The following is a 23,779-nucleotide window of genomic DNA, read 5'->3' on the forward strand; positions in this document are numbered from 1 at the left end:
GCCGACTCGCTTCGCGGCACCATCACGCAGGGAGTTACGACCGTGGCAAGTGGCAACGCGATCCGGGGAAGCCGGGTCGGGGCGGGGCCGATGGGCGAGGCCGAGCGCGGCGAGTCCGCGCCCCGGCTGCGCGTCTCCTTCTGGTGCTCCAACGGACACGAGACCCAGCCGAGCTTCGCCAGCGACGCGCAGGTGCCCGACACCTGGGACTGTCCCCGCTGCGGCTTTCCGGCCGGCCAGGACCGGGACAACCCCCCGGACCCGCCGCGCACCGAGCCCTACAAGACGCACCTGGCGTATGTGCGGGAGCGGCGCAGCGACGCGGACGGCGAGGCGATCCTCGCCGAGGCGCTCGCCAAACTGCGGGGCGAGATCTAGGAGTTGAGACCGGCCGGGCACCAGCGGGTGCCCGGCCGGAGCCGCTTTCCGCACCGGCGGACGGCTGCTCGCCGACCGATTGTCAGTGGTGCCCTCTACGGTTTGTGCATCGGGCGGAACCGTGAGGGGGAGCAGTGACGACGGTCGAGGTGGAGAGCGTGCGCGCGCCCGCGTGGCGCGGGGGCTTCGGGCGGCTGTGGACCGCCGCCGTGCTGTCCAGCTTCGGTGACGCACTGCGCACGGCCGCGCTGCCCCTGCTGGCCGTCACGCTCACCGACGAGCCGCTGCTCATCGCCTCCGTCACGGCCTGCGGCTATCTGCCCTGGCTCGTCTTCGGCCTGCTCGGCGGGGCCGTCGCCGACCGCGTGGACCAGCGGCGCGCCATGTGGCTCGTGGACGCGTTACGCGGGCTGCTGGTCGCCGCCTTCGCGGTGGCCGTCGCCCTCGGCCACGCCTCGATCGGCCTGCTCATCGCGCTGGCCTTCGCGCTCACCACCCTGCAGACCCTCTTCGACAACGCGGCCACGGCGCTGCTGCCCGCCTTGGTCGACCGGGACGCGCTGGGCAGCGCCAACGCCCGGCTGATGACCGGCCAGCGCATCGCGGGCGGCCTGCTGGGCGGGCCCGTGGTGCCGCTGCTGCTGGCGGCCGGGGCGGCCGTGCCGTTCGCGGCCGACGCCGTGACCTTCCTGGTGGCCGCCGCGCTGATCGCCTCGCTGCCGGCCGCCGCGCCCGACCGGAAGCCCGGACCGGCGGGCAGCACCCTGCGCCGGGAGATCGCCGAAGGGCTGCGCACGCTGGCGCGGGACCGGGCCCTGCGCGGGCTGTGCGCCGCCACCGCCCTGTGCAACATCGGCATGGGTGCCCTCGTCGCCACCCTCGTGGTCCTGGTGACCGGCTGGCTCGACGCCGGCAACGCGGGATACGCGGCGGCCATGACCGCGTACACGGTGGGCAGTCTGGCCGGGGGAGCCCTCGGCGGCCGGCTCGTCGCCCGGTTCGGACGGATGCGCATGGTGCTCGTCGCCGGGACGGCACAGACCGCCGCGCTCCTCGTCATGGGCTCGGTGCGCAGCATGGTCGCGCTGGTGGCGGCCCTGGCCGTCTTCGGGTTCATGGGGATGCTGTGGAACGTCAACACCACGACGCTGATGCAGCAGCGCAGCCCCGCCGAGCTGCTGGGCCGCGTGAGTTCCGCCTACCGGACGCTCGCGATCGCGGGCGCCCCCCTCGGCGCCCTGCTGGGCGGAGCCGCCGCCACCACCTGGGGTGAGAACACCCCGGCGCTGCTCGCGGCCGCCTTCTTCGTCCTGTCCGTCACCGCGCTGATACCCGCGCGCCGTCCGGACGTACCTGTTGGTGCGCCGCAGGACAGCGCGACCACAGGCCACGGCAACCGCTGATCAACTAGGTTGGGACCGGCAGCGGGGCGGTTACGCAGCAGCACAGGCAGGACAGGAAAGAAGGCTGAAGTCCGAGATGAACGCAGACGGCCGTACCAGGCTCAACCAGACGCCCGGGTGGACGGCACTGGCCAAGCACCGCGAGGAGCTGGGCGATGTCCGGCTGCGCGAGCTGTTCGCCGCCGACGCCGGCCGCGGCACCGCGTACACCCTCCGGGTCGGCGACCTGTACGTCGACTACTCCAAGCACCTGGTCACCGACGACACGCTGCGGCTGCTGCGCGAACTGGCCTCCGCCACCGACGTGTTCGGGCTCAGGGACGCCATGTTCCGCGGCGAGAAGATCAACACCACCGAGAACCGGGCCGTGCTGCACACCGCGCTGCGCGCGCCGCGGGACGCGGTCATCGAGGTCGACGGCGAGAACGTGGTGCCCGGTGTGCACGCCGTGCTCGACAAGATGGCCGACTTCGCGAACCGGGTGCGTTCGGGCGAGTGGACCGGCCACACCGGCAAGCGGATCCGGAACGTCGTCAACGTCGGCATCGGCGGCTCCGACCTCGGGCCCGCGATGGCCTACGAGGTGCTGCGCGCCTTCACGGACCGCTCCCTGACCCTGCGGTTCGTGTCGAACGTGGACGGCGCCGACCTGCACGAGGCGATCCGGGACCTGGACCCGGCGGAGACGCTGTTCATCATCGCCTCCAAGACCTTCACCACGATCGAGACGGTCACCAACGCGACGTCCGCGCGCTCGTGGCTGCTGGCCGCGCTCGGTGACGAGGCCGCCGTCGCCCGGCACTTCGTCGCCCTGTCGACGAACGCCGAGAAGGTCGCCGAGTTCGGCATCGACACGGCCAACATGTTCGAGTTCTGGGACTGGGTCGGCGGCCGCTACTCCTACGACTCCGCGATCGGCCTGTCCCTGATGATCGCGATCGGCCCGGACCGCTTCCGGGAGATGCTCGACGGCTTCCGCATCGTCGACGAGCACTTCCGGACCGCGCCCGCCGAGTCCAACGTGCCGCTGCTGCTGGGCCTGCTCGGCATCTGGTACGGCAACTTCCACGACGCCCAGTCGCACGCGGTGCTGCCGTACAGCCACTACCTGTCCAAGTTCACGGCCTATCTCCAGCAGCTCGACATGGAGTCCAACGGCAAGTACGTCGGCCGGGACGGGCGAGAGGTGGAGTGGCAGACCGGGCCGGTGGTGTGGGGCACCCCGGGCACCAACGGGCAGCACGCCTACTACCAGCTCATCCACCAGGGCACGAAGCTGATTCCGGCGGACTTCATCGGCTTCGCCCGTCCGGTCGCCGAGTTGAGCGACGAGCTGAAGGCGCAACACGACCTGCTGATGGCCAACTTCTTCGCCCAGACGCAGGCGCTCGCCTTCGGCAAGACGCCCGAGGAGGTGAGGGCCGAGGGTGTGCCGGAGGAGCTGGTGCCGCACAAGACGTTCCGGGGCAACCACCCGACGACCACCATCCTGGCGCCCGAGCTGACGCCGTCCGTCCTGGGGCAGCTGGTCGCCCTCTACGAGCACAAGGTGTTCGTGCAGGGCGCGGTGTGGAACATCGACTCCTTCGACCAGTGGGGCGTGGAGCTGGGCAAGGTCCTCGCCAAGCGCGTCGAGCCCGCGCTGACGGAGGGCGCCGAGGTCGAGGGCCTGGACGCCTCCACGAAGGCCCTGGTCGCCACGTACCGGGAGCTGCGCGGCCGGCAGTGACGACCGCGGGGCGGGAGACCGCGGGGTGGGAGGCACGTCGTCCGCTTCCCGCCCGGCCGCGGGGAGCCGTGTCCGTCTCCCCTTGCGCGGTCGGCCGTCGGGGACGCCGTCGGGGACCGGCCGGTCAGGCCACCGCGCTCAGTGTGTCCGCCAGTCGTCGCCGTGCCGCCCGGGCGGCGGGTACGGCGGCCAGGGCGGCCGCGCAGAGGACCGCCGCCGCGCCGAGCAGCAGCATGAGCGGGGCGGACGGGCCCTGGGCGATGCCGGCGCCGATGCCGCTGGACCTGCCCTGAGCGTCGATCAGCCAGTAGGCGAGTGGGAGGCCCAGGGCGGTGGCGGCGAGCACGGCCGCGAGAGCGGTGAGACCGGTGGCCGTGACGGTGATCGCGGTGATCTGCCGGGGCGACAGGCCGATGGCCTTGAGCGCGAGCAGGTCCCGTTCGCTCTCGCGGACGGTGCCGCCGATCGCGGTCAGCAGTTCGATCAGGCCGATCAGCGCCAGGACGGCGATCAGCCCGGCGACGACCGCGCGCAGCGGGGAGAGCCCGTCGGCGGGGTTGGTCACGGTGTGCACGTCCAGGTGGCCGCGTCCGGCCGTGGCGAGCCGGTCGGCGACCTCGCTCGGGTCGGCACCGGGGTCGAGGCGCAGTTCGTAGAGGGTCGGGCGGAGTCCGGGGTCGTTGGCGCGGAGGGTGTCCAGGGACGTGGAGATGACCCGGCCGGCGTTCTCCGGCTCGATGCTGCGGCCCACGATGTGCAGGATCTGCGGCTGGTCGCCGACGGTCATCCGCACCCAGTCGCCGACGCGCACGTTCAGCAGGTCGAGCAGCCCCTGCCCGGCCACGGCCTCGTCGGCGCCGCGGGCGGGGCGGCCCTCGGCGAGCGTGTACGGGTAGGGGGCCTGGTGGGTGCCGAGGCCGCGCAGGGCGATGGTCGCCGTCTGGCCCGGGACCAGGGCGGCCGTCTCGACGCCCGGGTAGGCGGCGGCCACCTGCGGGTCGCGTTCCAGCAGAGCGCGGGCCTCCCGGTCGGTGAGGCCGGTGTCGGCGCGGACGCTGAGCGTGGTGGGCAGGCCGATCTGCTCGGGCCTGCTGTGGAAGCGGTCGAGGGTGGTCCAGGCGCTCATCGCCACGACGATCAGCAGCAGCGGCAGCGTGAGTCGGGCGACCGTGGCCAGGGACCGGGGACGGCGGGTGAACGCCTTGTGCCAGCCCAGCACCAGCGCGGGCGGGATCCGCACGCCCAGGGCCCGGCGGGCCACGCCGGACAGCCGCCCGCCGGGGGTCGCGGCGGGCCTCGGTACCGGCACCGGCGGCACGCGCCCCGCCCGCCAGGCGGCCAGCCAGGTGGTCGCGCCGATGAACAGCACCGCACCCGCCGGGATCACGAGCAGCGCCACCGTGTGTCCGGGCAGCCCCTGCCACACCCCGACCGCGTCCCCGAGCCGCCCCGGGATCCGGCTGCCGAGGGCTTCGGCGAGCGCGGCGGCGGCCACGGCGCCCAGCAGGGCGTAGGCGAGGTGCTGGAGGAGGAAGACGCGGACGACCTGCCCGGGGGTGAAGCCGATCGCCTTCAGCACGGAGAGGTCGCGGAGGTGGCCGCGGATGCGGGTGCCGATGGCGCCGTGCACGGCGAGTCCGGCGGCGACCAGCGCACCCAGCCCGAACAGGCCGAGCACCTGCCCGAGGAGCCGGTTGTCGCCCTGCGCCTCGGCCCGGGCCTGCTGCCACGTCGACACCTCGCCGATCGCCCCGGCGCCCAGCACGGTCACGGCGCGCTGGACGGCGTAGGACGTGTCGCCCGGATCCGTCAGCCGCAGCCCGATCACCTGGCCGCCGGGATCCGGCACGGCCGACGGCAGCGCCCACACCAGTCCGGGCTGTTCACCGGGCCGGTAGCGCGGCTCGGCGCTGTCGGCGAGGCCGACGACGGTCAGCTCGCGGGCGGTGCCGGGCACGGTGAGGGTGTCGCCGGGCTCGGCGAGCAAGGCACGGGCCAGGCGGCTCTCCAGGACCACGCCGTTCGGGGTCGCGGGGTCCAGCCAGTGGCCGGAGACGATCGGGGGGCGGCCGACGGAGGGCCGTTCCGGGGTGCCGCGCAGTTCGACGGAGGCCCGGCTGCCGCGTGCGGAGACGGTGGTGGAGGCGGTGGGGTAGGGGCCGGCGACGGCGTCGACGCCGTCCAGCTCGGCCAGCCTGCCGGTGTCGGCGGCGGTGTCGGTGTGCAGCCACACGTGGGCGCCGTGCGACTGCGTGAACACCCGCTGCCAGGGGTTGGTGGCGTACCCGAACAGGGCCGTCGCCAGCAGCAGCGAGGCGACGATGCCCGCGGTGGCGAGGACGAGGAACAGCGCCTCGCCGCGGTGCGTGCGCAGATCGGAGTGCGCCCAGCGCAGGGTGGCTCGCATACGGGTCAGCCCTTCCGGGGATCGTCGTACACGCGCATGTCAGTCCCTGAGCTCCAGCACGCCGGATATGCCGGCACGGCGCGGCGGGGTGCCGCCGTCGAGGGTCGCGTCGTCGGCGATCCGGCCGTCGAAGAAGCTGATCACGCGGTCCGCGGCGCTCGCCAGTCGCGCGTCATGGGTGACCAGCAGGATCGTCTGGCCGCGCTGGTGGAAGCGGGACAGCAGCCGCATCACCTCGCGGGTGCCCTTGCTGTCGAGGCTGCCCGCGGGCTCGTCGGCCAGCAGCAGCGGAGGGTGGTTGACCAGGGCCCGGGCCAGGGCGACCCGCTGCTGCTCGCCGCCGGACAGCTCGCCCGGCATGCTGCGCTCCTTGCCGGTCAGCCCCAGCTCGGCCAGCAGCTGCTCCCGCTCGGCCCGCGCCTGCTTCGGCGGGGTCCCGGCGAGCAGCGCCGGCAGCTCCACGTTGTCGGCGACGGACAGGTTCGACACGAGGTTGAAGAACTGGAAGACGATCCCGATCCGCTTCCTGCGCTCCACCGCCCAGCGGGCCTCGCTGTAGGAGTCGGTCGGCTCGCCGTCGAGCCAGATGCTGCCCGCGTCCGGCCGCTGGAGCCCGCCGAGCAGGTGCAGCAGCGTCGACTTGCCCGCGCCGGACGGGCCGGTGATCGCCACGAACTCGCCCTGCCGGACGCACAGGTCGACCCCGCGCACGGCGTGGGCGGGCGCGCCCTCGCCGTGGTGGGTCTTCACCAGCCCCTCGGCGCGCAGCACAGGAGCGGGACGGTCGTCGCTCACTCCAGCTCCTCCAGCTCTTCCTGGCACCGCTCCAGCCAGTCGAGGTCGGCCTGCAGGTGCAGCATCGCGCCCTCGATCAGCAGATGGGCGATGCGGTTGTCGCGGTCTTCGGCGGCGGCCAGCTTCGACAGCTGCCGCATCGTGTTCAGGTACTGGCGCCGCTGCTGGTTGATCAGGGCGATCTGGTCGGCGAGGCCGGTCTGCGGGGCGAGCGCCAGCTTCATGAAGAACTCGTCCCGTACCCGCGGCTCGTCCTCGGGCTCCTCGAACCAGGCGCGCAGCGCCTCCCGCCCGGCGTCGGTGAGGTGGTAGACCTTCTTGTTGGGCCGGCTGGACTGCGCCACGTCCTCGCCCTCGATCAGTCCCGACTTCTCGAGGCGGCCGAGGGTCACATAGATCTGGCCGACGTTCGGCTGAGGGTACGCGGAGCCCAGCAGTTGCTCAAGGTCCTGCTTGAGCTCGTAGCCGTGGGCGGGTCCGCGGGCGAGGAGTGCCAGGAGGGGCAGGCGCACGCGTGCAGTCCTCCTGTCCGGTCCAATGTGCTCCAGGCCCTAGTATCGCCCATACCTAACAGGTATACATGGCCTCTGTTCCGGGCAAGGGTGCCCGTCGCCGGTGTACAGGGAGGAACCTATGCGGTGGATCCATGCCGCGGGTAGGGGCCTTCTCGTTCTCGTCGTGGTCCTGACCGGTTACGTCGCCGCCGGAGCGCAGGCCGGGGAGCCGTCGGAGGGCGGTCGCGGACCGCTCACCCTGGCCACCGCCGGGGACCTCACCGGCTACCTCGGCCCTCTGCTGGAGGGCTGGAACCGCACCCACCCAGGCGAGAAGGTCACCCTCGTCGAGCTGCCCGACTCGGCCGACGAGACCCAGGCGCAGATGGTCACCGACCTGCGCGACCGCGACCGCAGCCGGTTCGACGTGCTCAACATCGACGTCAACTGGACCTCGGAGTTCGCCGCCGCCGGGTGGATCCGGCCCCTGCCCCGCGACCGCTTCCCGCTGAACACCTTCCTCCAGCCCGTTGTGGACACGGCGACCTACGACGGACAGCTCTACGCCGTCCCGTACGTCACCAACGCGGGTCTGCTGCTGTACCGCAAGGACGTCCTCGCGAAGGAGGGCGTCGAGCCGCCGCGCACCTGGGCCGAGCTGGAGCGGTACGCGAAGACCATCGCCCCGAAACACGGCCTCGACGGGTACGCCGGGCAGTTCCTGCCCTACGAGGGCCTCACCGTCAACGCGGCCGAGGCCGTCTACTCGGCGGGCGGCTCGATCCTCGGCGACGAGGGCGAGCGCGTCACGGTCGACTCGGCGGCGGCCCGCGAAGGCATCGGCTTCCTGGCGCGCGGGGTGCGCGAGGGCTGGATCCCGAGAGAGGCGCTGACGTACAAGGAGGAGGAGTCCAAGCAGGCCTTCCTGGACGGCCGGCTGCTCTTCCTGCGGAACTGGCCGTACGCCTACGTCGGCGCCTCCGCCCCCGGCTCGAAGGTCGCCGGCGAGGTCGGCGCCGTACCGCTGCCGGGACCGGACGGGCCGGGGACCAGTGTGCTCGGCGGGTCCAACCTGGCCGTGAGCGCGCACGCCCGGCACCCCGACTCGGCCGCCCGGCTGATCGCGTACCTCACCAGTGAGCGCGTCCAGCGCCAGGTCCTCACGCGCGGCGCGCTGCCGCCTGTGCGGGCCGATCTCTACGAGGACCCGGAGCTGATCCGCCGGTTCCCCTATCTGCCGACCCTGCGCCAGAGCGTGCTCGCTGCCGCCCCGCGCCCCAAGAGCCCGCGCTATGACCAGGTCAGCCTGGCCGTGCAGGCGGTCGTGCACGACGCGCTGGCCGGGCGGGAGACACCCGAGGCGGCGGTTCGGCGTCTGGCGCGGGAGCTGGCGGCCATCTCCAGCCGCTAGTTACTTGTTAAGTAACGGCGACGTCTCATCTGTCGTGCGATTGACCCAGTAAGTCCGCATTTGGTCGCCCAACCTGGCAGTAACCGCTGTTCTTTTCATTGACACCCCTGCGACACGCCTACCTAACATGCATGCATGCTGAGTAAGTACCACTGGTGGCGCGACGCCGTGATCTATCAGGTGTATGTCCGCAGCTTCCTGGACAGCACCGGTGACGGCATCGGCGATCTCGCCGGGGTCCGGGCCGGGTTGCCGTACCTGAAGAAGCTCGGCGTCGACGGGATCTGGCTGAGCCCCTTCTATCCCTCGCCGCAGCACGACCACGGCTACGACGTGGCCGACTACTGCGACGTCGACCCGCTCTTCGGCGACCTCGGCGAGTTCGACCTGCTGGTGGGCTCCGCGCGGCGGCTCGGCATCAAGGTGCTGCTCGACATCGTCCCGAACCACTGCTCCAGCGAGCACCCCTGGTTCCGCCAGGCCCTCGCCGCCGCCCCCGGCAGCCCGGCCCGGGCCCGCTTCCACTTCGCCGACGGCCGCGGCCCCGACGGCTCCGAGCCGCCCAACAACTGGCACTCCATGTTCGGCGGACCCGCCTGGACCCGGGTCACCGAACCCGACGGCCGGCCCGGCCAGTGGTACCTGCACATGTTCGCCCCCGAGCAGCCCGACTGGAACTGGCGCAACCCCGAGATCGCCGCCGAGTTCGACCGGATCCTGCGCTTCTGGCTGGACCGCGGCATCGACGGCTTCCGCATCGACGTCGCCGCCGGCCTCTACAAGCACCCCGAGCTGCCCGACTCCGACGACCCGGAGGCCGACGCCCGCACCCGCGACTCGGTCAACCCGCTCGCCTGGAACCAGCCCGAGGTCCACGACGTGTGGCGCCGCTGGCGCTCCGTCTGCGAGGAGTACACCGAGCGCGACGGCCGCGAGCGCCTCCTCGTCGGCGAGGTCTCCGTCCCCACCGCCCGCGAGCACGCCCAGTACGTCCGCCCCGACGAACTCCACCAGGCCTTCTTCTTCGACCTGCTCAGCGCCCCCTGGGACCCGGACGCCTTCCGCAAGGTCATCTCCGAGGCCATGGACGACATCGCCGGGACGGGCTCGACCGTCACCTGGGTCCTCAACAACCACGACCAGGTCCGCACCGTCACCCGCTACGGCGAACCCGCCACCGAGGGCAGCGGACTCGGCGCCGCCCGGGCCCGCGCCGCCGCCCTGCTGATGCTGGCGCTGCCCGGCGCCGCCTACATCTACCAGGGCGAGGAACTCGGCCTGCCCGAGGTCGTGGACCTGCCCGACGACGTGCTCACCGACCCGATCTTCCGCCGCACCGGAAGCAGGGCCCGCATCCGCGACGGCTGCCGCGTGCCGCTGCCCTGGTCGGGCCAGGCCTCGCCGTTCGGCTTCACCCCGGGCGCGGAGAGCGCCAAGCCGTGGCTGCCGCAGCCCGAGTACTTCGCCGAGTACGCCACCGACCGCGCCCTCGCCGACACCCGCTCCTTCTGGCACCTGTACCGCGACGGCCTCCAACTGCGCGCCGCGCTGCCCCAGTTGGGCGAGGGCACGCTGCGCTGGCTGGACACCCCGCCCGGAGTCCTGGCCTTCGAACGCGGCGACGACCTCGTATGCGCCGTCAACTTCGGCACCGCCCCCACGCCCGCGCCGGTCTCCGGCACCCCGCTGCTCGCCAGCGGCCCCTGCCCGCCCGGAGTGCTCTCCGGCTCGACGGCCGCCTGGTGGATCCGTTCCTGACCGCCCCGCAAGTCAACTCCCCGAAGGGACATCAACGATGATGCGACGACGTACCACCCTGCTCACCGGCTGCACCGCCCTCGCCCTGGCACTCGGCGCGACCGCCTGCGGCGGCGGCCCGGTCACGGCCGGCGGCGGCGACAAGGCCCTCGACGGCCAGACCGTCACCGTGGCCGGCGTCTGGTCCGGCACCGAGCAGAAGAACTTCCAGAAGGTGCTGGACGCCTTCACCGAGAAGACCGGCGCCAAGACGCAGTTCACGTCCACCGGCGACAACGTCTCCACCGTCGTCGGCAGCAAGATCGAGGGCGGCAACGCCCCCGACGTCGTGATGGTCCCGCAGGTCGGCGTGCTCAAGCAGTTCGCGCAGAAGGGCTGGCTCAAGCCGCTGTCGAAGAAGACCGAGCAGGCCGTCGACGCTGGCTACGCCCCCGTGTGGAAGGAGTACGGCAGCGTCGACGGCACCCTGTACGGCCTCTACTTCAAGGCCGCCCACAAGTCGACCGTCTGGTACAGCCCCGACGCCCTCGCCCAGGCCGGCGTGAAGCCCCCGAAGACCTACGACGAGATGCTCAAGGCCGGGCAGACCGTCTCCGACTCCGGGCTCGCCGCGTTCTCCGTCGCCGGTCAGGACGGCTGGACCCTCACCGACTGGTTCGAGAACATCTACCTCTCCCAGGCCGGACCCGAGAAGTACGACGCCCTCGCCGCCCACGAGCTGAAGTGGACCGACTCCTCCGTCGTCGACGCCCTCACCACCCTCGGCAAGCTCTTCAAGGACAAGCAGCTCATCGCCGGCGGCCAGAAGGGCGCCCTGAACACCGACTTCCCCGGCTCGGTGGAGAAGGTGTTCGGGCCGGAACCCGAGGCGGGCATGGTCTACGAGGGCGACTTCGTCGCCGGTATCGCCAAGGACCAGTTCGGCAAGAAGGTCGGCGAGGACGCGAACTTCTTCCCGTTCCCGGCGGTCGGCAGCGGCGAGGCCCCCGTCGTCAGTGGCGGTGACGCCGCCGTCGTCCTCAAGGACGGCAAGAACCAGAAGGCCGCCCAGGCCCTCCTGGAGTACCTGGCGACCCCCGAGGCCTCCGCGGTGTGGGCCGAGGCCGGCGGCTTCCTCTCCCCGAACAAGAAGCTCGACCTCGCCTCCTACGGCGACGACGTCACCCGCGCCACCGCCAAGTCCCTCGTCGAGGCCGGCGACTCGGTCCGCTTCGACATGTCCGACCAGGCCCCCGCGGCCTTCGGTGGCACCAAGGGCGCCGGCGAGTGGAAGCTGCTCCAGGACTTCCTGCGCGACCCGTCCGACCCGAAGGGCACCGCGGCGAAGCTGGAGGCCGCGGCGGCCAAGGCGTACCAGGACTGATCCGCCATGACAGCCACCCTCGTGAAAGAGACGAGCCCCCCGGCGCCGCCGCCCGGCCCGGTCGCCGACCGTACCCGGCGGCTGCGGCGGCGCGGGAAGATCGTCGCCCTGCTGTTCGTCTTCCCGGCGCTGCTCCTGCTCGGCGCGCTCGTCGTCTACCCCGTCCTCTTCAGCGTCGGCCGCAGCTTCTTCGACGCCTCCGGCACGACCTTCGTCGGCGGCGACAACTACACCGAGATGTTCCGCGACCCGGCGACCCTCAAGGCCGTGCGCAACACGGCCATCTGGGTCGTCGTGGCCCCGGCCCTGCTCACCGGGCTCGGCCTGATCCTGGCCGTCCTGGTGGAGAAGGTCCGCTGGGCCACCGCCTTCAAACTGCTCCTCTTCATGCCGATGGCGGTCTCCTTCCTCGCCGCCGGCATCATCTTCCGCCTCGCCTACGACGAGGACCCCGACAAGGGCGTGCTGAACGCGGCGGTCGTCTCCGTCCACGACGCGTTCAAGGAGCAGTCCTCCTACCCGACGGCCCGGGCACGTGACGGGCAGGGCCTGACGAAGGAGAAGGACGGCTCCTACCGCACGAGCGCGTCCGTCTCGCCCGGGGACGCGGTGACGCTGGGCCTGGTCGGCGTGCAGCCCGGCGACCTGCCCGGCGACGCCCGGCCCGCCTCCGGGGCGGCGGGACAGCAGGCCGCCTCCGACGAACTGCGCGGTGTCGTCTACCTGGACTTCACCCCCGGCGGGGGAGGAGAGCAGGGCAAGGTCGACGCCCGGGAGAGCGGACTGCCCGGAATGAAGGTCGAGGCGGTCCGCGACGGCAAGCCGGTCGCCACGGCCACGACCGCCGCCGACGGCTCCTTCCGCTTCGAGGGCCTGGAGTCGGGCTCCTACGCGGTGAAGCTGCCGTCGTCCAACTTCGCCCCGCCCTACGAGGGCGTCTCCTGGCTCGGCCCGGCGCTGGTCACCCCGGCGATCATCGGTGCCTACCTGTGGATCTGGACCGGCTTCGCGATGGTCCTCATCGGTGCGGGCCTGTCGACGCTGCCCCGGGACGCCCTGGAGGCGGCCCGGATGGACGGCGCCAACGAGTGGCAGATCTTCCGCCGCATCACGGTGCCGCTGCTCGCCCCGGTCCTCACGGTCGTCTTCGTCACCCTCGTCATCAACGTGATGAAGGTCTTCGACCTCGTCTACATCATCGCGCCCGGGCCCGTGCAGGAGGACGCGACCGTCCTCGCGACGCAGATGTGGCTGGTGTCGTTCGGCGGCGGCAACAACCAGGGCCTCGGCAGCGCGCTGGGCGTACTGCTCCTGCTGCTGGTCGTCCCGGCCATGGTGTTCAACGTCCGGCGTTTCCGAAGGAGTCAGCGATGAACGCGGTGCGGCGCGGGCTGGGCAACGGAGTCGTCCAGGCCTTCCTCGTGGTGGTGGGGCTGGTGTGGATGACCCCGCTGGCCGGACTGTTCCTGTCCTCGCTGCGGTCCGCCGAGGACACGGCGAAGGGCGGCTGGTGGACGGTGTTCACCAGCCCCGGGCAGCTGTCCTTCGACAACTACTCCTCGCTGCTGGGGAACGCCGGCATCACGCAGGCGTTCTGGAACACGGTGCTGATCTCGGTGCCGACGACGGCGCTGGTCGTGGTCGTCGCGGCGCTCGCCGGGTACGCCTTCGCGTGGCTGGACTTCCCCGGGCGGGAGGCGATCTTCCTGGTCGTCGTCGCGCTGCTGGTGGTGCCCGTGCAGATCGGTCTGCTGCCGGTGGCCAAACTCTTCGGACAGCTGGGCCTGTTCGGCACGATTCCCGGAGTCGTGCTCTTCCATGTGGCCTACGGCCTGCCGTTCGCGGTGTTCCTGCTGCGGAACTACTTCGCCGAGATGCCGAAGGAGATGCTGGAGGCCGCCCGGATGGACGGCGGCAGCGAGTGGCGCATCTTCACGCGGCTCGTCCTGCCCGTGGGGCGGCCGGCCATCGCCTCCCTGGCCATCTTCCAGTTCCTGTGGGTGTGGAACGACATGCTGGTGGCGCTGCTGTTCGCGGACAGCGCGTCGCAGCCGCTGACCGTGGAACTGCAGTCCCAGATACGGCAGTTCGGCAGCAACATCGACGTCCTGGCGCCCGGGGCGTTCGTGTCCCTGGTCGTCCCTGTCGTCGTGTTCTTCGCGTTCCAGAAGCACTTTGTGCAGGGCGTGATGGCCGGGTCGGTCAAGTAGCCGCTGTACCAAGGGGCTCCGCCCCCTGGACCCCCGCCTATGCCCATCCGCCACCTGGAACTGCCCTTGAAGGAGAGCAACTCGCGAGTCCAGCCTCCTGGCTGACCGCTTGGGGCGGTGGGTGGGCATAGGCCCGGGGGTACCAGGGGGCGGAGCCCCCTGGTGTGCCTAAGCCGAAGCCGGTGGATACAGCGAACGGGGCAGCTCCGACGCTGCGGCGGCGTCCAGCAGCCACAACGTCCTGCTGCGGCCATAGGCTCCCGCCGCAGGAGCCTGGATCTCGCCCGCGCCCGAGAGGGCGATCGCCGCCGCCTGTGCCTTGTCCTCCCCGGCCGCCAGGAGCCACACCTCACGGGCGGCCCGGATCGCCGGCAGTGTCAGCGTCACCCGTGTCGGCGGCGGCTTGGGCGCGCCGTGCACGCCGACGACCGTACGCTCCGTCTCCCGGACCGCCGGCAACTCCGGGAACAGCGACGCCACATGCGTGTCCGGGCCGACGCCCAGCATCAGCACGTCGAACGTGGGGACGGGGCCGTGGTTCTCCGGGCCCGCCGCCCCCGCCAGTTCCTCCGCGTACGCGGCCGCCGCCGCGTCCACGTCGCCGCCGTGGGGGCCGTCCGACGCGGGCATCGCGTGCACCCGCTTCGGATCGAGCGGCACGGAGTCGAGCAGTGCCTCCCGTGCCTGCGTGACGTTGCGCTCCGGGTCACCCTCGGGCAGGAACCGCTCGTCGCCCCACCACAGGTCGATCCGGCTCCAGTCGACGGCGTCCCGGGCGGGCGCCGCGGCCAGCGCGGCCAGCAGGCCGTTGCCGTTGCGGCCGCCCGTCAGGACCACGGACGCCGAGCCCCGGGAGGCCTGCGCGTCCACGATCCTGGTGATCAGCCGGGCCGCCGCGGCCTGCGCCATCAGTTCCTTGTCCCGGTGGACGACCAGTTGCGGTGCCGTACTCACTTCGTCGTCGCCTTCCGTACCGGTTCCAGCCTCGGCGGCTCCTGCTGCACCGGCTCCTGCTTCACCGGTGCCTGCGCCGTCGCCTCCGCAGCGGGAGCTTTCGCAGCCGCTTCAACGGGAGCGGGGAGGGCGAGTCGTGCCCGCCCGTCACTTTTGGGCACCGACGGCACCGACGACGAGGCCTTCAGCCGGTCCACCCCGTACCGCAGCGCCGAGGCGTACGTGTCGTCCGGATCCAGCCGCCGCAGCTCCTCCGCGATCAGCTCGGCCGTGTCGCGGCGCTTGAGCGCCACCGCACGGTCCGGCTGGCCCTCGATGGAGAGGGTGGCCAGGGAGCCGTCGGCCCGGTCCAGGGTGATCGGGCCGCAGTTGGTGTCCATGCGGACCGCTGTCAGACCGGGTCCGCCGGACAGCGAGCGCTGCACGGGCACGTCCAGCCGGTCCGCGAGCCACATCGCCAGCAGCTCGCAGCTCGGGTTGAACTCCTCGCCCTCCACCTCGACGGCCCTGACCTCGCACGCGACCTGGTCGAGCGCGGCGGCCAGCATCGAACGCCAGGGCGTGATGCGGGTCCAGGACAGGTCCGTGTCGCCGGGGGTGTAGGTCCCGGACCGGGTGGCCAGGTCCCGGACGGGCTGCTCGGAGGCGTACGTGTCGGTGACGCGGCGCTGCCCGAGGGCCCCCAGGGGGTCCTTCGCCGGGTCGAGCGGCGCGTTCACCGGCCACCACACCACCACCGGGGCGTCCGGCAGCAGCAGCGGGAGCACCACCGACTGGGCGTGGTCGACGACCTCGCCGTACAGCCGGAGCACCACCGTCTCGCCGGTGCCGGCCTCCGCGCCCACCCGGACCTCCGCGTCCAGGCGGGACTGCGTACGGTCGCGGGGCGAGCGGGAGACGCGCTTGATGACCACCAGCGTGCGTGAGGGGTGCTCGCGCGAGGCGTCGCTCGCCGCCTTCAGGGCGTCGTAGGCGTTCTCCTCGTCCGTCACGATGACCAGCGTGAGCACCATGCCGACCGCCGGGGTGCCGATCGCCCGGCGGCCCTGCACCAGCGCCTTGTTGACCTTGCTGGCCGTGGTGTCCGTGAGGTCTATCTTCATGGCCGGCGCCAGCTCCGTCCGTGTCGCTCGAGCATTTCGTCCGCCTCGACGGGCCCCCAGGTACCGGCCGGGTACTGCGCGGGCTTGCCGTTCTTGTCCCAGTACTCCTCGATCGGGTCGAGGATCTTCCAGGACAGCTCGACCTCCTCGGTGCGCGGGAAGAGGTTCGAGTCACCGAGCAGGACGTCCAGGATGAGCCGCTCGTACGCCTCCGGGCTGGACTCCGTGAAGGACTCGCCGTACGCGAAGTCCATCGACACGTCCCGGATCTCCATCGACGTGCCGGGCACCTTCGAGCCGAAGCGGACCGTCACGCCCTCGTCCGGCTGGACGCGGATGACGATCGCGTTGGAGCCCAGCTCCTCGGTGGCCGTCGTGTCGAAGGGGGAGTGCGGCGCCCGCTGGAACACGACCGCGATCTCCGTCACGCGGCGGCCCAGGCGCTTGCCGGTGCGCAGGTAGAAGGGGACACCCGCCCAGCGGCGGTTGTCGATCTCCAGCTTGATCGCCGCGTACGTGTCGGTCTTCGACGAGGCGTCGATGCCGTCCTCGTCCAGGTAGCCGATCACCTTCGCGCCGCCCTGCCAGCCCGCCGAGTACTGCCCGCGGACGGTGTCCCGGCCCATGTCCTTCGGCAGCTTCACCGCGCCGAGCACCTTGGTCTTCTCGGCGGCCAGCGCGTCCGCGTCGAAGGAGGCGGGCTCCTCCATCGCCGTCAGCGCCATCAGCTGGAGCAGGTGGTTCTGGATGACGTCCCGGGCGGCGCCGATGCCGTCGTAGTAGCCGGCCCGGCCGCCGATGCCGATGTCCTCGGCCATGGTGATCTGCACATGGTCCACGAAGGACCGGTTCCAGATCGGCTCGAACATCGTGTTGGCGAAGCGCAGCGCCAGGATGTTCTGGACGGTCTCCTTGCCCAGGTAGTGGTCGATGCGGAAGACCTGGTCCGGGGCGAAGACCTCGTGGACGACCTTGTTGAGTTCCTCGGCCGACTTCAGGTTGTGGCCGAACGGCTTCTCGATGACCGCGCGCCGCCAGGAACCGCCGGTCTGGTCCGCCAGCCCGTGCTTCTTCAGCTGCTGGATGACCACCGGGAAGGACTTCGGCGGCACGGAGAGGTAGAAGGCGAAGTTGCCGCCCGTGCCCTGCGCCTTGTCGAGCTCCTCGATCGTGGAGCGCAGCCGCTCGAACGCGTCGTCGTCGTCGAACGTGCCCTGCACGAAGCGCATGCCCTGGATGAGCTGCTGCCAGACCTCCTCGCGGAAGGGCGTGCGGGCGTGCTCCTTGACCGCGTCGTGGACCTCCTGCGCGAAGTCCTCGTGCGCCCACTCGCGGCGGGCGAAGCCCACCAGCGAGAAGCCCGGCGGCAGCAGACCCCGGTTGGCGAGGTCGTACACGGCGGGCATGAGCTTCTTGCGTGACAGGTCGCCCGTGACGCCGAAGATGACCAGGCCCGACGGCCCCGCGATACGCGGGAGCCGTCGGTCCGCGGGGTCACGCAGCGGGTTGCTGCTCGACACCGGTTCAGCCCTCCGAGGGCGCGAGGCGCCGAAGCTCGGCCTCGGTCGACTTCAGCAGGTCGGTCCAGGACGCCTCGAACTTCTCGACGCCCTCCTCCTCCAGCAGCCGCACCACGTCGTCGTACTTGATCCCGAGCTTCTCGACGGCGTCGAGGTCGGCGCGGGCCTGCTCGTAGGTGCCGGCGACGGTGTTGCCGGTGATCTCGCCGTGGTCCTCGGTGGCCAGCAGGGTGGCCTCCGGCATGGTGTTCACCGTGTTCGGGGCGACCAGCTCGGTGACGTACATGGTGTCCTTGTACGCCTTGTCCTTCACGCCGGTCGACGCCCACAGCGGACGCTGCTTGTTGGCGCCGGCCTTCTCCAGCGCGTTCCAGCGGTCCGAGGAGAAGACCTCCTCGTACGCCTGGTAGGCGAGCCGGGCGTTGGCGATGGCGGCCTTGCCGCGCAGCGCCTTGGCCTCGTCGGTGCCGAGCGCGTCGATGCGCTTGTCGATCTCGGTGTCCACACGGGAGACGAAGAACGACGCCACGGAGTGGATCTGCGAGAGGTCCAGGCCGCGCTCCTTGGCCTTCTCCAGGCCGGTCAGGAACGCGTCCATGACCAGGCGGTAGCGCTCCAGCGAGAAGATCAGCGTGACGTTGACGCTGATGCCCAGGCCGATGGTCTCGGCGATGGCCGGGATGCCCGCCTCGGTCGCCGGGATCTTGATGAGGGTGTTGGGCCGGTCCACCAGCCAGGCGAGCTGCTTGGCCTCGGCGACCGTGGCCCGCGTGTTGTGCGCCAGGCGCGGGTCGACCTCGATCGAGACCCGGCCGTCCTGGCCGCCGGTGGCGTCGAAGACCGGGCGCAGGATGTCGGCGGCGTCACGGACGTCCGCCGTCGTGATCATGCGGATGGCCTCTTCGACGGTGACCTTGCGGGCGGCGAGGTCGGTCAGCTGCGTGTCGTAGCCGTCGCCCTCGGAGATCGCCTTCTGGAAGATCGTCGGGTTGGTCGTGACGCCCACGACGTGCTGCTGGTCGAGCAGCTCGGCGAGGTTGCCGGACGTGATCCGCTTGCGGGACAGGTCGTCCAGCCAGATCGCGACGCCTTCCTCGGAGAGGCGCTTGAGTGCGTCTGTCATGGAAATTCCATCTCCTACGTGTCGTATATGAGCGTCAGCGCTGAGCTGCGGCGATCGATTCCCGGGCGGCGGCGGCCACGTTCTCGGCAGTGAAGCCGAACTCGCGGAAAAGGACCTTGCCGTCGGCGGAAGCACCGAAGTGCTCCAGGGAAACGATGCGGCCGGCGTCCCCGACGTACTTGTGCCAGGTCAGACCCACCCCGGCCTCCACCGCGACACGCGCGCGGACGGACGGCGGCAGGACGCTGTCCCGGTACCCCTGGTCCTGCTGCTCGAACCACTCCACCGACGGCATGGACACCACGCGCGTGGGCACGCCGGCGCCCTGGAGCTGCTCGCGCGCCTCGACGGCGACGTGCACCTCGGAACCGGTGGCGATCAGAATGACCTCGGGCTCGCCGCCGTCGGCCTCGAACAGGACGTAACCACCGCGCGCGGCATCGTCGTTGGGCTCGTAGGTCGGCACACCCTGACGGGTGAGCGCCAGACCGTGCGGCTGGCCCTTGCCGAACTCCTTCGTCCAGCGGCGCAGGATCTCCCGCCAGGCGATCGCGGTCTCGTTGGCGTCCGCCGGGCGCACGATGTTCAGGCCCGGGATGGCGCGCAGCGAGGCGAGGTGCTCGACGGGCTGGTGGGTCGGGCCGTCCTCACCGAGGCCGATGGAGTCGTGCGTCCACACGTACGTCACCGGCAGGTGCATCAGCGCCGACAGCCGCACCGCGTTGCGCATGTAGTCGGAGAACACCAGGAACGTGCCGCCGTAGATCCGCGTGTTGCCGTGCAGCGCGATGCCGTTCATCTCGGCGGCCATCGCGTGCTCGCGGATACCGAAGTGGATCGTGCGCCCGTACGGATTCGCCTCCGGCAGCGGGTTGTCCGCCGGGAGGAACGACGACGTCTTGTCGATCGTGGTGTTGTTGGAGCCGGCCAGGTCGGCCGAGCCGCCCCACAGCTCGGGGATCACCGCGCCGAGCGCCTGGAGCACCTTGCCGGAGGCGGCACGCGTGGCCACGCCCTTGCCGACCTCGAAGACCGGGATCTTCTCCTCCCAGCCGGCCGGCAGCTCGCCCTTGGCGATCCGGTCGTACTCGGCGGCGCGCTCGGGGTTGTTGTCCCGCCACTGCTGGAAGGACTTCTCCCACACCGCCCGGGCCGCCTGGCCCCGCTCGATCGCCTTGCGCGTGTGGGTGATGACCTCGTCGGTGACCTCGAAGCTCTGCTCCGGGTCGAAGCCGAGGACCCGCTTGGTCGCGGCGACCTCGTCGTCGCCCAGCGCCGAGCCGTGCGCGGCCTCGGTGTTCTGCGCGTTGGGCGCCGGCCAGGCGATGATCGAACGCATCGCGATGAACGACGGCCGGTCCGTGACGGCCTTGGCCTTCTGGACCGCCTCGAAGATCGCCGCCGGGTCCAGGTCGCCGTCGGCCTTCGGCTCCACCCGCTGCACGTGCCAGCCGTAGGCCTCGTACCGCTTGACGGTGTCCTCGGAGACGGCCGTCTCGGTGTCGCCCTCGATCGAGATGTGGTTGTCGTCCCACAGCAGGATCAGGTTGCCGAGCTTCTGGTGGCCCGCCAGCGAGGAGGCCTCGGCGGAGATGCCCTCCTGGAGGCAGCCGTCACCGGCGATGCAGTAGATGAAGTGGTCGAAGGGGGACTCGCCCTCGGGCGCCTCCGGGTCGAACAGGCCGCGCTCGTAGCGGGCGGCCATCGCCATGCCCACCGCGTTCGCGACACCCTGCCCGAGCGGGCCGGTCGTCGTCTCCACACCGGTCGTGTGCCCGTACTCGGGGTGACCCGGGGTCTTCGAACCCCAGGTGCGGAAGGACTTCAGATCGTCCAGCTCCAGGCCGAAGCCGGCCAGGTACAGCTGGGTGTAGAGGGTCAGGGACGAGTGGCCGGCGGACAGCACGAAACGGTCCCGCCCGACCCAGTCGGCGTCCGCCGGGTCGTGCCGCATCACCTTCTGGAAGAGGGTGTAGGCGGCAGGCGCCAGGCTCATCGCCGTACCCGGATGGCCGTTACCGACCTTCTGTACGGCATCGGCGGCCAGGACACGCGCGGTGTCGACGGCCCGCTGGTCCAACTCGGTCCACTCGAGGTCTGTGGTGGTCGGCTTGGTGCTCACCCTGGGTCAGGGCTCCTCTCCACATGTCGGATGCCGGTGTATCGGGGCGCCCACCGGCCGCAGTCGAGCCTACCCCTGCGGGACGTGCGTTCTTTCGAGTCACTCCAGAGTGCCGGGGCCGATCCCGATCCGCCTCCTGACTGGGCCGTACCGCATTCGACAGGTGAATACGGAGCCGCTCATCCGGGTGCTCAATCGAGCTTCCGCGCGCCCTTCGGAAGCCGCCTCCCAACACGACCCGACCCCCGCGAATGTCCGACTCTGGGCAACGTCTAAAGTGGCGTGGTACGCGCGAGCCTTTACCGGGACTTCACACGGGTGAGGCTTGCTGGGATGTCTCTGTAGGGGTGTGCGTGACGGCCGTTGAATCCCGTCCAGCGGGTGGGGGCACCACCCATGCCCTTGAGGCCATGGGGGAGATCGGGACGGACCAGAGCCCGGCCCACCGGCCGTTCGGGGCCCGTGTCAAGGCGTTCGTGGCTCTCACCAAGCCGCGGATCATCGAGCTGCTGCTGATCACCACGGTGCCGGTGATGTTCCTGGCGCAGCAGGGCGTGCCCGACCTGACGCTGGTGCTGCTGACCTGCGTCGGCGGTTACATGTCCGCGGGCGGCGCCAACGCGCTCAACATGTACATCGACCGCGACATCGACGCGCTGATGGACCGCACCTCGCAGCGCCCGCTGGTCACCGGCATGGTCAGCCCGCGCGAGTGCCTGGCCTTCGGCATCACGCTGGCCATCGCCTCGACGCTGCTGTTCGGCCTCACCGTGAACTGGCTGAGTGCCTGGCTCTCCCTCGGCGCGCTCCTCTTCTACGTCGTCGTCTACACGATGATCCTCAAGCGCCGTACCTCGCAGAACATCGTGTGGGGCGGCATCGCCGGCTGCCTGCCGGTGCTGATCGGCTGGTCCTCGGTCACGAACTCGATGTCGTGGGCGCCGATCATCCTCTTCCTCGTCATGTTCTTCTGGACGCCGCCGCACTACTGGCCGCTGTCCATGAAGGTCAAGGAGGACTACGCGCGCGTGGGCGTGCCCATGCTGCCCGTGGTCGCCTCCAACAAGGTCGTCGCCAAGCAGATCGTGATCTACAGCTGGGTGATGGTCGCCGTCTCGCTCCTGCTGCAGCCGCTCGGCTACACCGGCTGGTTCTACACGTCGGTCGCGCTGCTGACGGGCGGCTTCTGGCTCTGGGAGGCGCACGGCCTGCAGAACCGCGCGAAGGCGGAGATCACGGGCGCGAAGCTCAAGGAGATGCGCCTGTTCCACTGGTCGATCACCTACGTCTCGCTGCTCTTCGTTGCGGTCGCGGTCGACCCGTTCCTGCGCTGACGTACGTCACAGGGCCCTGCCCTCGCCAGTCGATCTACCCGTGAGTAGCATCCTGGTCATGGCAGAGACGCAGCAGGCAGACCCCAAGGCCGAGCGCAAGGCGGCCCGGCTGGCCCAGCAGATCACCTCCTTCTCCAAGGCCCACGGCGGCGCCGAGGGCCAGGTCGCCTACCTCGGCGAGCGCGGCGCCCGCATCGTCCTGGTCGGCGAGGACGGCAACTGGGGCGACCTGGTCGCCCCGTCCTTCGAGATCGCCGAGAAGGCGGTGGAGAAGTCGGGCATCACCCGCCACGAGTCCTTCGACGGCGAATTCGCCGCGAAGGTGAAGACGGGCCGCTACGAGTGGTCCCGCATGGCCGGTATCCAGGTAGGCGGCCCCAAGAACAACTGACTTCTTGGGGCGCGGGGCTGTAGCGATATGCGGCTCCGCCGCGTGGGCGCGACCAGCCACAACCGCCCCGCATCCGCCAAACGCACCGGTACCCACACGGCGGCCCCGCGACCTCAAACCCGCTTCACCCGTTAGGACCCGTAGAACAACACGGTCCACGGGGAGGCCCGGATGATCGAAACGCCGTCACTGGTGGACCAGTACTGCCACGGAGTGCTCCGCACGGAGCTGGGCCTCGGCACCTTCGAGGCCCACCTCTCCCGCACCGAGGGCCCACCCGCCCCCGGCACCACCCTCTTCGACACCCAGACCGGCTTCGCCGTGCGGCGCTGGTGCCCACCCCTGCTCGGCCTCGAACCGCACTGCCCGCCCGCCCGCTACCTCGCACGCCGCCGCGAACTGGGCGTCCTGGAGTCCGGCCGCCGGCTGCTGCGCGGCAGCGGCATCACGACCTACCTCGTCGACACCGGCCTGCCCGGTGATCTGACCGGCCCCGGAGAGCTGGCCTCCGCCGGGTCGGCCAAGGCCCACGAGATCGTCCGCCTGGAACTGCTCGCCGAGCAGGTCGCCGACACCTCCGGAACCGTCGAGTCCTTCCTCGCCAACCTCGCCGAGTCCGTCCACGCCGCCGCCGCGAACGCCGTCGCCTTCACCTCCGTCGCGGGCGTACGGCACGGCCTCGCGCTGGCGCCCGAGCCGCCCGGGCCGGGGGAGGTGCGGGGCGCCGTCGGCCGCTGGCTCGCCGGGCGCGGCGTCGGCGGGGAGCTGAGCGACTCCGTGCTGCTGCGGCACCTGCTGTGGAGCGCGGTCGCCTCGGGGCTGCCGCTGCAGTTGCACGCGGGGCTCGGCGCGCCGGGCCTGCGCATCGACCGGACGGACCCGGTGCTCCTGACGGACTTCGTGCGGGCCACAGCCGGGCTCGGCACGGACCTGGTGCTGCTGCACGGCTACCCGTACCACCGGCACGCCGCCCATCTCGCCGGCGTCTTCCCGCACGTCTACGTCGACTCCGGCGCCGCGCTGGTCCGCACCGGCGCCCGGGCCGCGTCCGTCCTCGCGGAGATCCTGGAGCTGGCCCCGTTCGGCAAGATCCTGTTCTCCACCGGCGCCCAGGGGCTGCCCGAACTGCACGTGGTGGGCGCCCGGCTGTTCCGTGAGGCCCTAGGCCGGGTGCTCGGCACCTGGGTGGCCGAGGGCGCCTGGTCCCTGGCCGACGCGCAGCGCGTGGCGGGGATGCTCGCGTCGGGGAACGCGCGGCGGGTGTACGGGCTCGACTAGAGCCCT

Annotated in this window: 19 protein-coding genes; 11 read left to right on the plus strand and 8 right to left on the minus strand. The window is 71.4% G+C overall.

The annotated features are described in order from the left end of the window. The first annotated feature begins 42 nt into the window (after positions 1–42). The 3 genes from ACSUPV_RS31050 to pgi all read left to right on the plus strand — a co-directional run bounded on the left by ACSUPV_RS31050 (position 43) and on the right by pgi (position 3,510). Positions 43–378, plus strand: coding sequence for an RNA polymerase-binding protein RbpA (locus tag ACSUPV_RS31050; protein ID WP_078066843.1), 336 nt, complete (start codon positions 43–45; stop codon positions 376–378). A gap of 134 nt (positions 379–512) precedes the next feature. After that, the gene (locus ACSUPV_RS31055) at positions 513–1,781 is read left to right on the plus strand and encodes an MFS transporter (RefSeq protein WP_037757033.1); all 1,269 of its coding nucleotides are present in this window, start codon (positions 513–515) and stop codon (positions 1,779–1,781) included. A 76-nt stretch (positions 1,782–1,857) separates the two neighbouring features. Beyond that, positions 1,858–3,510, plus strand: coding sequence for a glucose-6-phosphate isomerase (pgi, locus tag ACSUPV_RS31060; protein ID WP_436948984.1), 1,653 nt, complete (start codon positions 1,858–1,860; stop codon positions 3,508–3,510). Positions 3,511–3,634: 124 nt separating this feature from the next. On the opposite strand, the gene ACSUPV_RS31065 is transcribed toward pgi, so the two are convergent. From ACSUPV_RS31065 to ACSUPV_RS31075, 3 genes are read right to left on the minus strand one after another with little or no spacing between them, the layout of a single operon-like run. Further along, the gene (locus ACSUPV_RS31065) at positions 3,635–5,917 is read right to left on the minus strand and encodes an ABC transporter permease (protein WP_436948985.1); all 2,283 of its coding nucleotides are present in this window, start codon (positions 5,915–5,917) and stop codon (positions 3,635–3,637) included. Between the two features lie 39 nt (positions 5,918–5,956). Next, a complete protein-coding gene (locus ACSUPV_RS31070; RefSeq protein ID WP_037757027.1) occupies positions 5,957–6,712 on the minus strand; it encodes an ABC transporter ATP-binding protein in 756 nt (251 codons plus the stop codon). Next, positions 6,709–7,224 carry a PadR family transcriptional regulator gene (locus ACSUPV_RS31075; protein WP_031117406.1) on the minus strand — a complete coding sequence of 172 codons (516 nt, stop codon included), beginning with the start codon at positions 7,222–7,224 and terminating at the stop codon, positions 6,709–6,711. The genes ACSUPV_RS31070 and ACSUPV_RS31075 overlap by 4 nt, the downstream gene beginning before the upstream one ends. Before the next feature lie 121 nt (positions 7,225–7,345). On the opposite strand from ACSUPV_RS31075, the gene ACSUPV_RS31080 reads away from it, so the two are divergent. The 5 genes from ACSUPV_RS31080 to ACSUPV_RS31100 all read left to right on the plus strand — a co-directional run bounded on the left by ACSUPV_RS31080 (position 7,346) and on the right by ACSUPV_RS31100 (position 13,948). Further along, entirely contained in the window at positions 7,346–8,617 is a 1,272-nt protein-coding gene (locus ACSUPV_RS31080; RefSeq protein ID WP_436948986.1) for an ABC transporter substrate-binding protein, read from the plus strand. 135 nt (positions 8,618–8,752) lie between these two features. Further along, positions 8,753–10,375 (plus strand): glycoside hydrolase family 13 protein, encoded by a 1,623-nt coding sequence (locus ACSUPV_RS31085; RefSeq protein WP_436948987.1) that lies wholly within the window; start codon positions 8,753–8,755, stop codon positions 10,373–10,375. Between the two features lie 37 nt (positions 10,376–10,412). Beyond that, positions 10,413–11,738: an ABC transporter substrate-binding protein gene (locus tag ACSUPV_RS31090; protein ID WP_436948988.1), complete on the plus strand. Its 1,326-nt coding sequence runs from the start codon at positions 10,413–10,415 to the stop codon at positions 11,736–11,738. Positions 11,739–11,744: 6 nt separating this feature from the next. Then, positions 11,745–13,112, plus strand: coding sequence for a carbohydrate ABC transporter permease (locus ACSUPV_RS31095; RefSeq protein ID WP_031117401.1), 1,368 nt, complete (start codon positions 11,745–11,747; stop codon positions 13,110–13,112). After that, a complete protein-coding gene (locus tag ACSUPV_RS31100; RefSeq protein ID WP_031117400.1) occupies positions 13,109–13,948 on the plus strand; it encodes a carbohydrate ABC transporter permease in 840 nt (279 codons plus the stop codon). The genes ACSUPV_RS31095 and ACSUPV_RS31100 overlap by 4 nt, the downstream gene beginning before the upstream one ends. Before the next feature lie 168 nt (positions 13,949–14,116). Here ACSUPV_RS31100 and pgl read toward each other — a convergent pair whose 3' ends face one another. Genes pgl through tkt form a run of 5 tightly spaced genes read right to left on the minus strand, consistent with a single transcriptional unit; the run spans position 14,117 to position 20,770 of the window. Then, a complete protein-coding gene (gene pgl, locus ACSUPV_RS31105) occupies positions 14,117–14,902 on the minus strand; it encodes a 6-phosphogluconolactonase (protein WP_031117399.1) in 786 nt (261 codons plus the stop codon). Continuing rightward, positions 14,899–16,005: a glucose-6-phosphate dehydrogenase assembly protein OpcA gene (gene opcA / locus ACSUPV_RS31110; protein WP_037757020.1), complete on the minus strand. Its 1,107-nt coding sequence runs from the start codon at positions 16,003–16,005 to the stop codon at positions 14,899–14,901. The genes pgl and opcA overlap by 4 nt, the downstream gene beginning before the upstream one ends. Beyond that, complete coding sequence (gene zwf / locus ACSUPV_RS31115; protein ID WP_037757018.1) at positions 16,002–17,525, minus strand: glucose-6-phosphate dehydrogenase; 1,524 nt, start codon at positions 17,523–17,525, stop codon at positions 16,002–16,004. Before zwf ends, opcA begins: the two co-directional genes overlap by 4 nt. Before the next feature lie 4 nt (positions 17,526–17,529). Further along, positions 17,530–18,648, minus strand: a complete 1,119-nt coding sequence (gene tal, locus ACSUPV_RS31120; protein ID WP_031117394.1) for a transaldolase — start codon at positions 18,646–18,648, stop codon at positions 17,530–17,532. 34 nt (positions 18,649–18,682) lie between these two features. Continuing rightward, the gene (tkt, locus tag ACSUPV_RS31125) at positions 18,683–20,770 is read right to left on the minus strand and encodes a transketolase (protein WP_037757017.1); all 2,088 of its coding nucleotides are present in this window, start codon (positions 20,768–20,770) and stop codon (positions 18,683–18,685) included. A gap of 347 nt (positions 20,771–21,117) precedes the next feature. Between tkt and ACSUPV_RS31130 the strand changes: the two genes are divergently transcribed. The 3 genes from ACSUPV_RS31130 to ACSUPV_RS31140 all read left to right on the plus strand — a co-directional run bounded on the left by ACSUPV_RS31130 (position 21,118) and on the right by ACSUPV_RS31140 (position 23,773). Further along, a complete protein-coding gene (locus ACSUPV_RS31130; protein WP_031117390.1) occupies positions 21,118–22,104 on the plus strand; it encodes a heme o synthase in 987 nt (328 codons plus the stop codon). Positions 22,105–22,162: 58 nt separating this feature from the next. Further along, complete coding sequence (locus tag ACSUPV_RS31135; protein WP_031117389.1) at positions 22,163–22,495, plus strand: hypothetical protein; 333 nt, start codon at positions 22,163–22,165, stop codon at positions 22,493–22,495. A 171-nt stretch (positions 22,496–22,666) separates the two neighbouring features. Then, positions 22,667–23,773, plus strand: a complete 1,107-nt coding sequence (locus tag ACSUPV_RS31140) for an amidohydrolase family protein (protein ID WP_031117388.1) — start codon at positions 22,667–22,669, stop codon at positions 23,771–23,773. Positions 23,774–23,779 lie beyond the last annotated feature (6 nt).

The organism is Streptomyces sp. SudanB52_2052 (assembly GCF_964272415.1).
Taxonomy (GTDB): domain Bacteria; phylum Actinomycetota; class Actinomycetes; order Streptomycetales; family Streptomycetaceae; genus Streptomyces; species Streptomyces olindensis.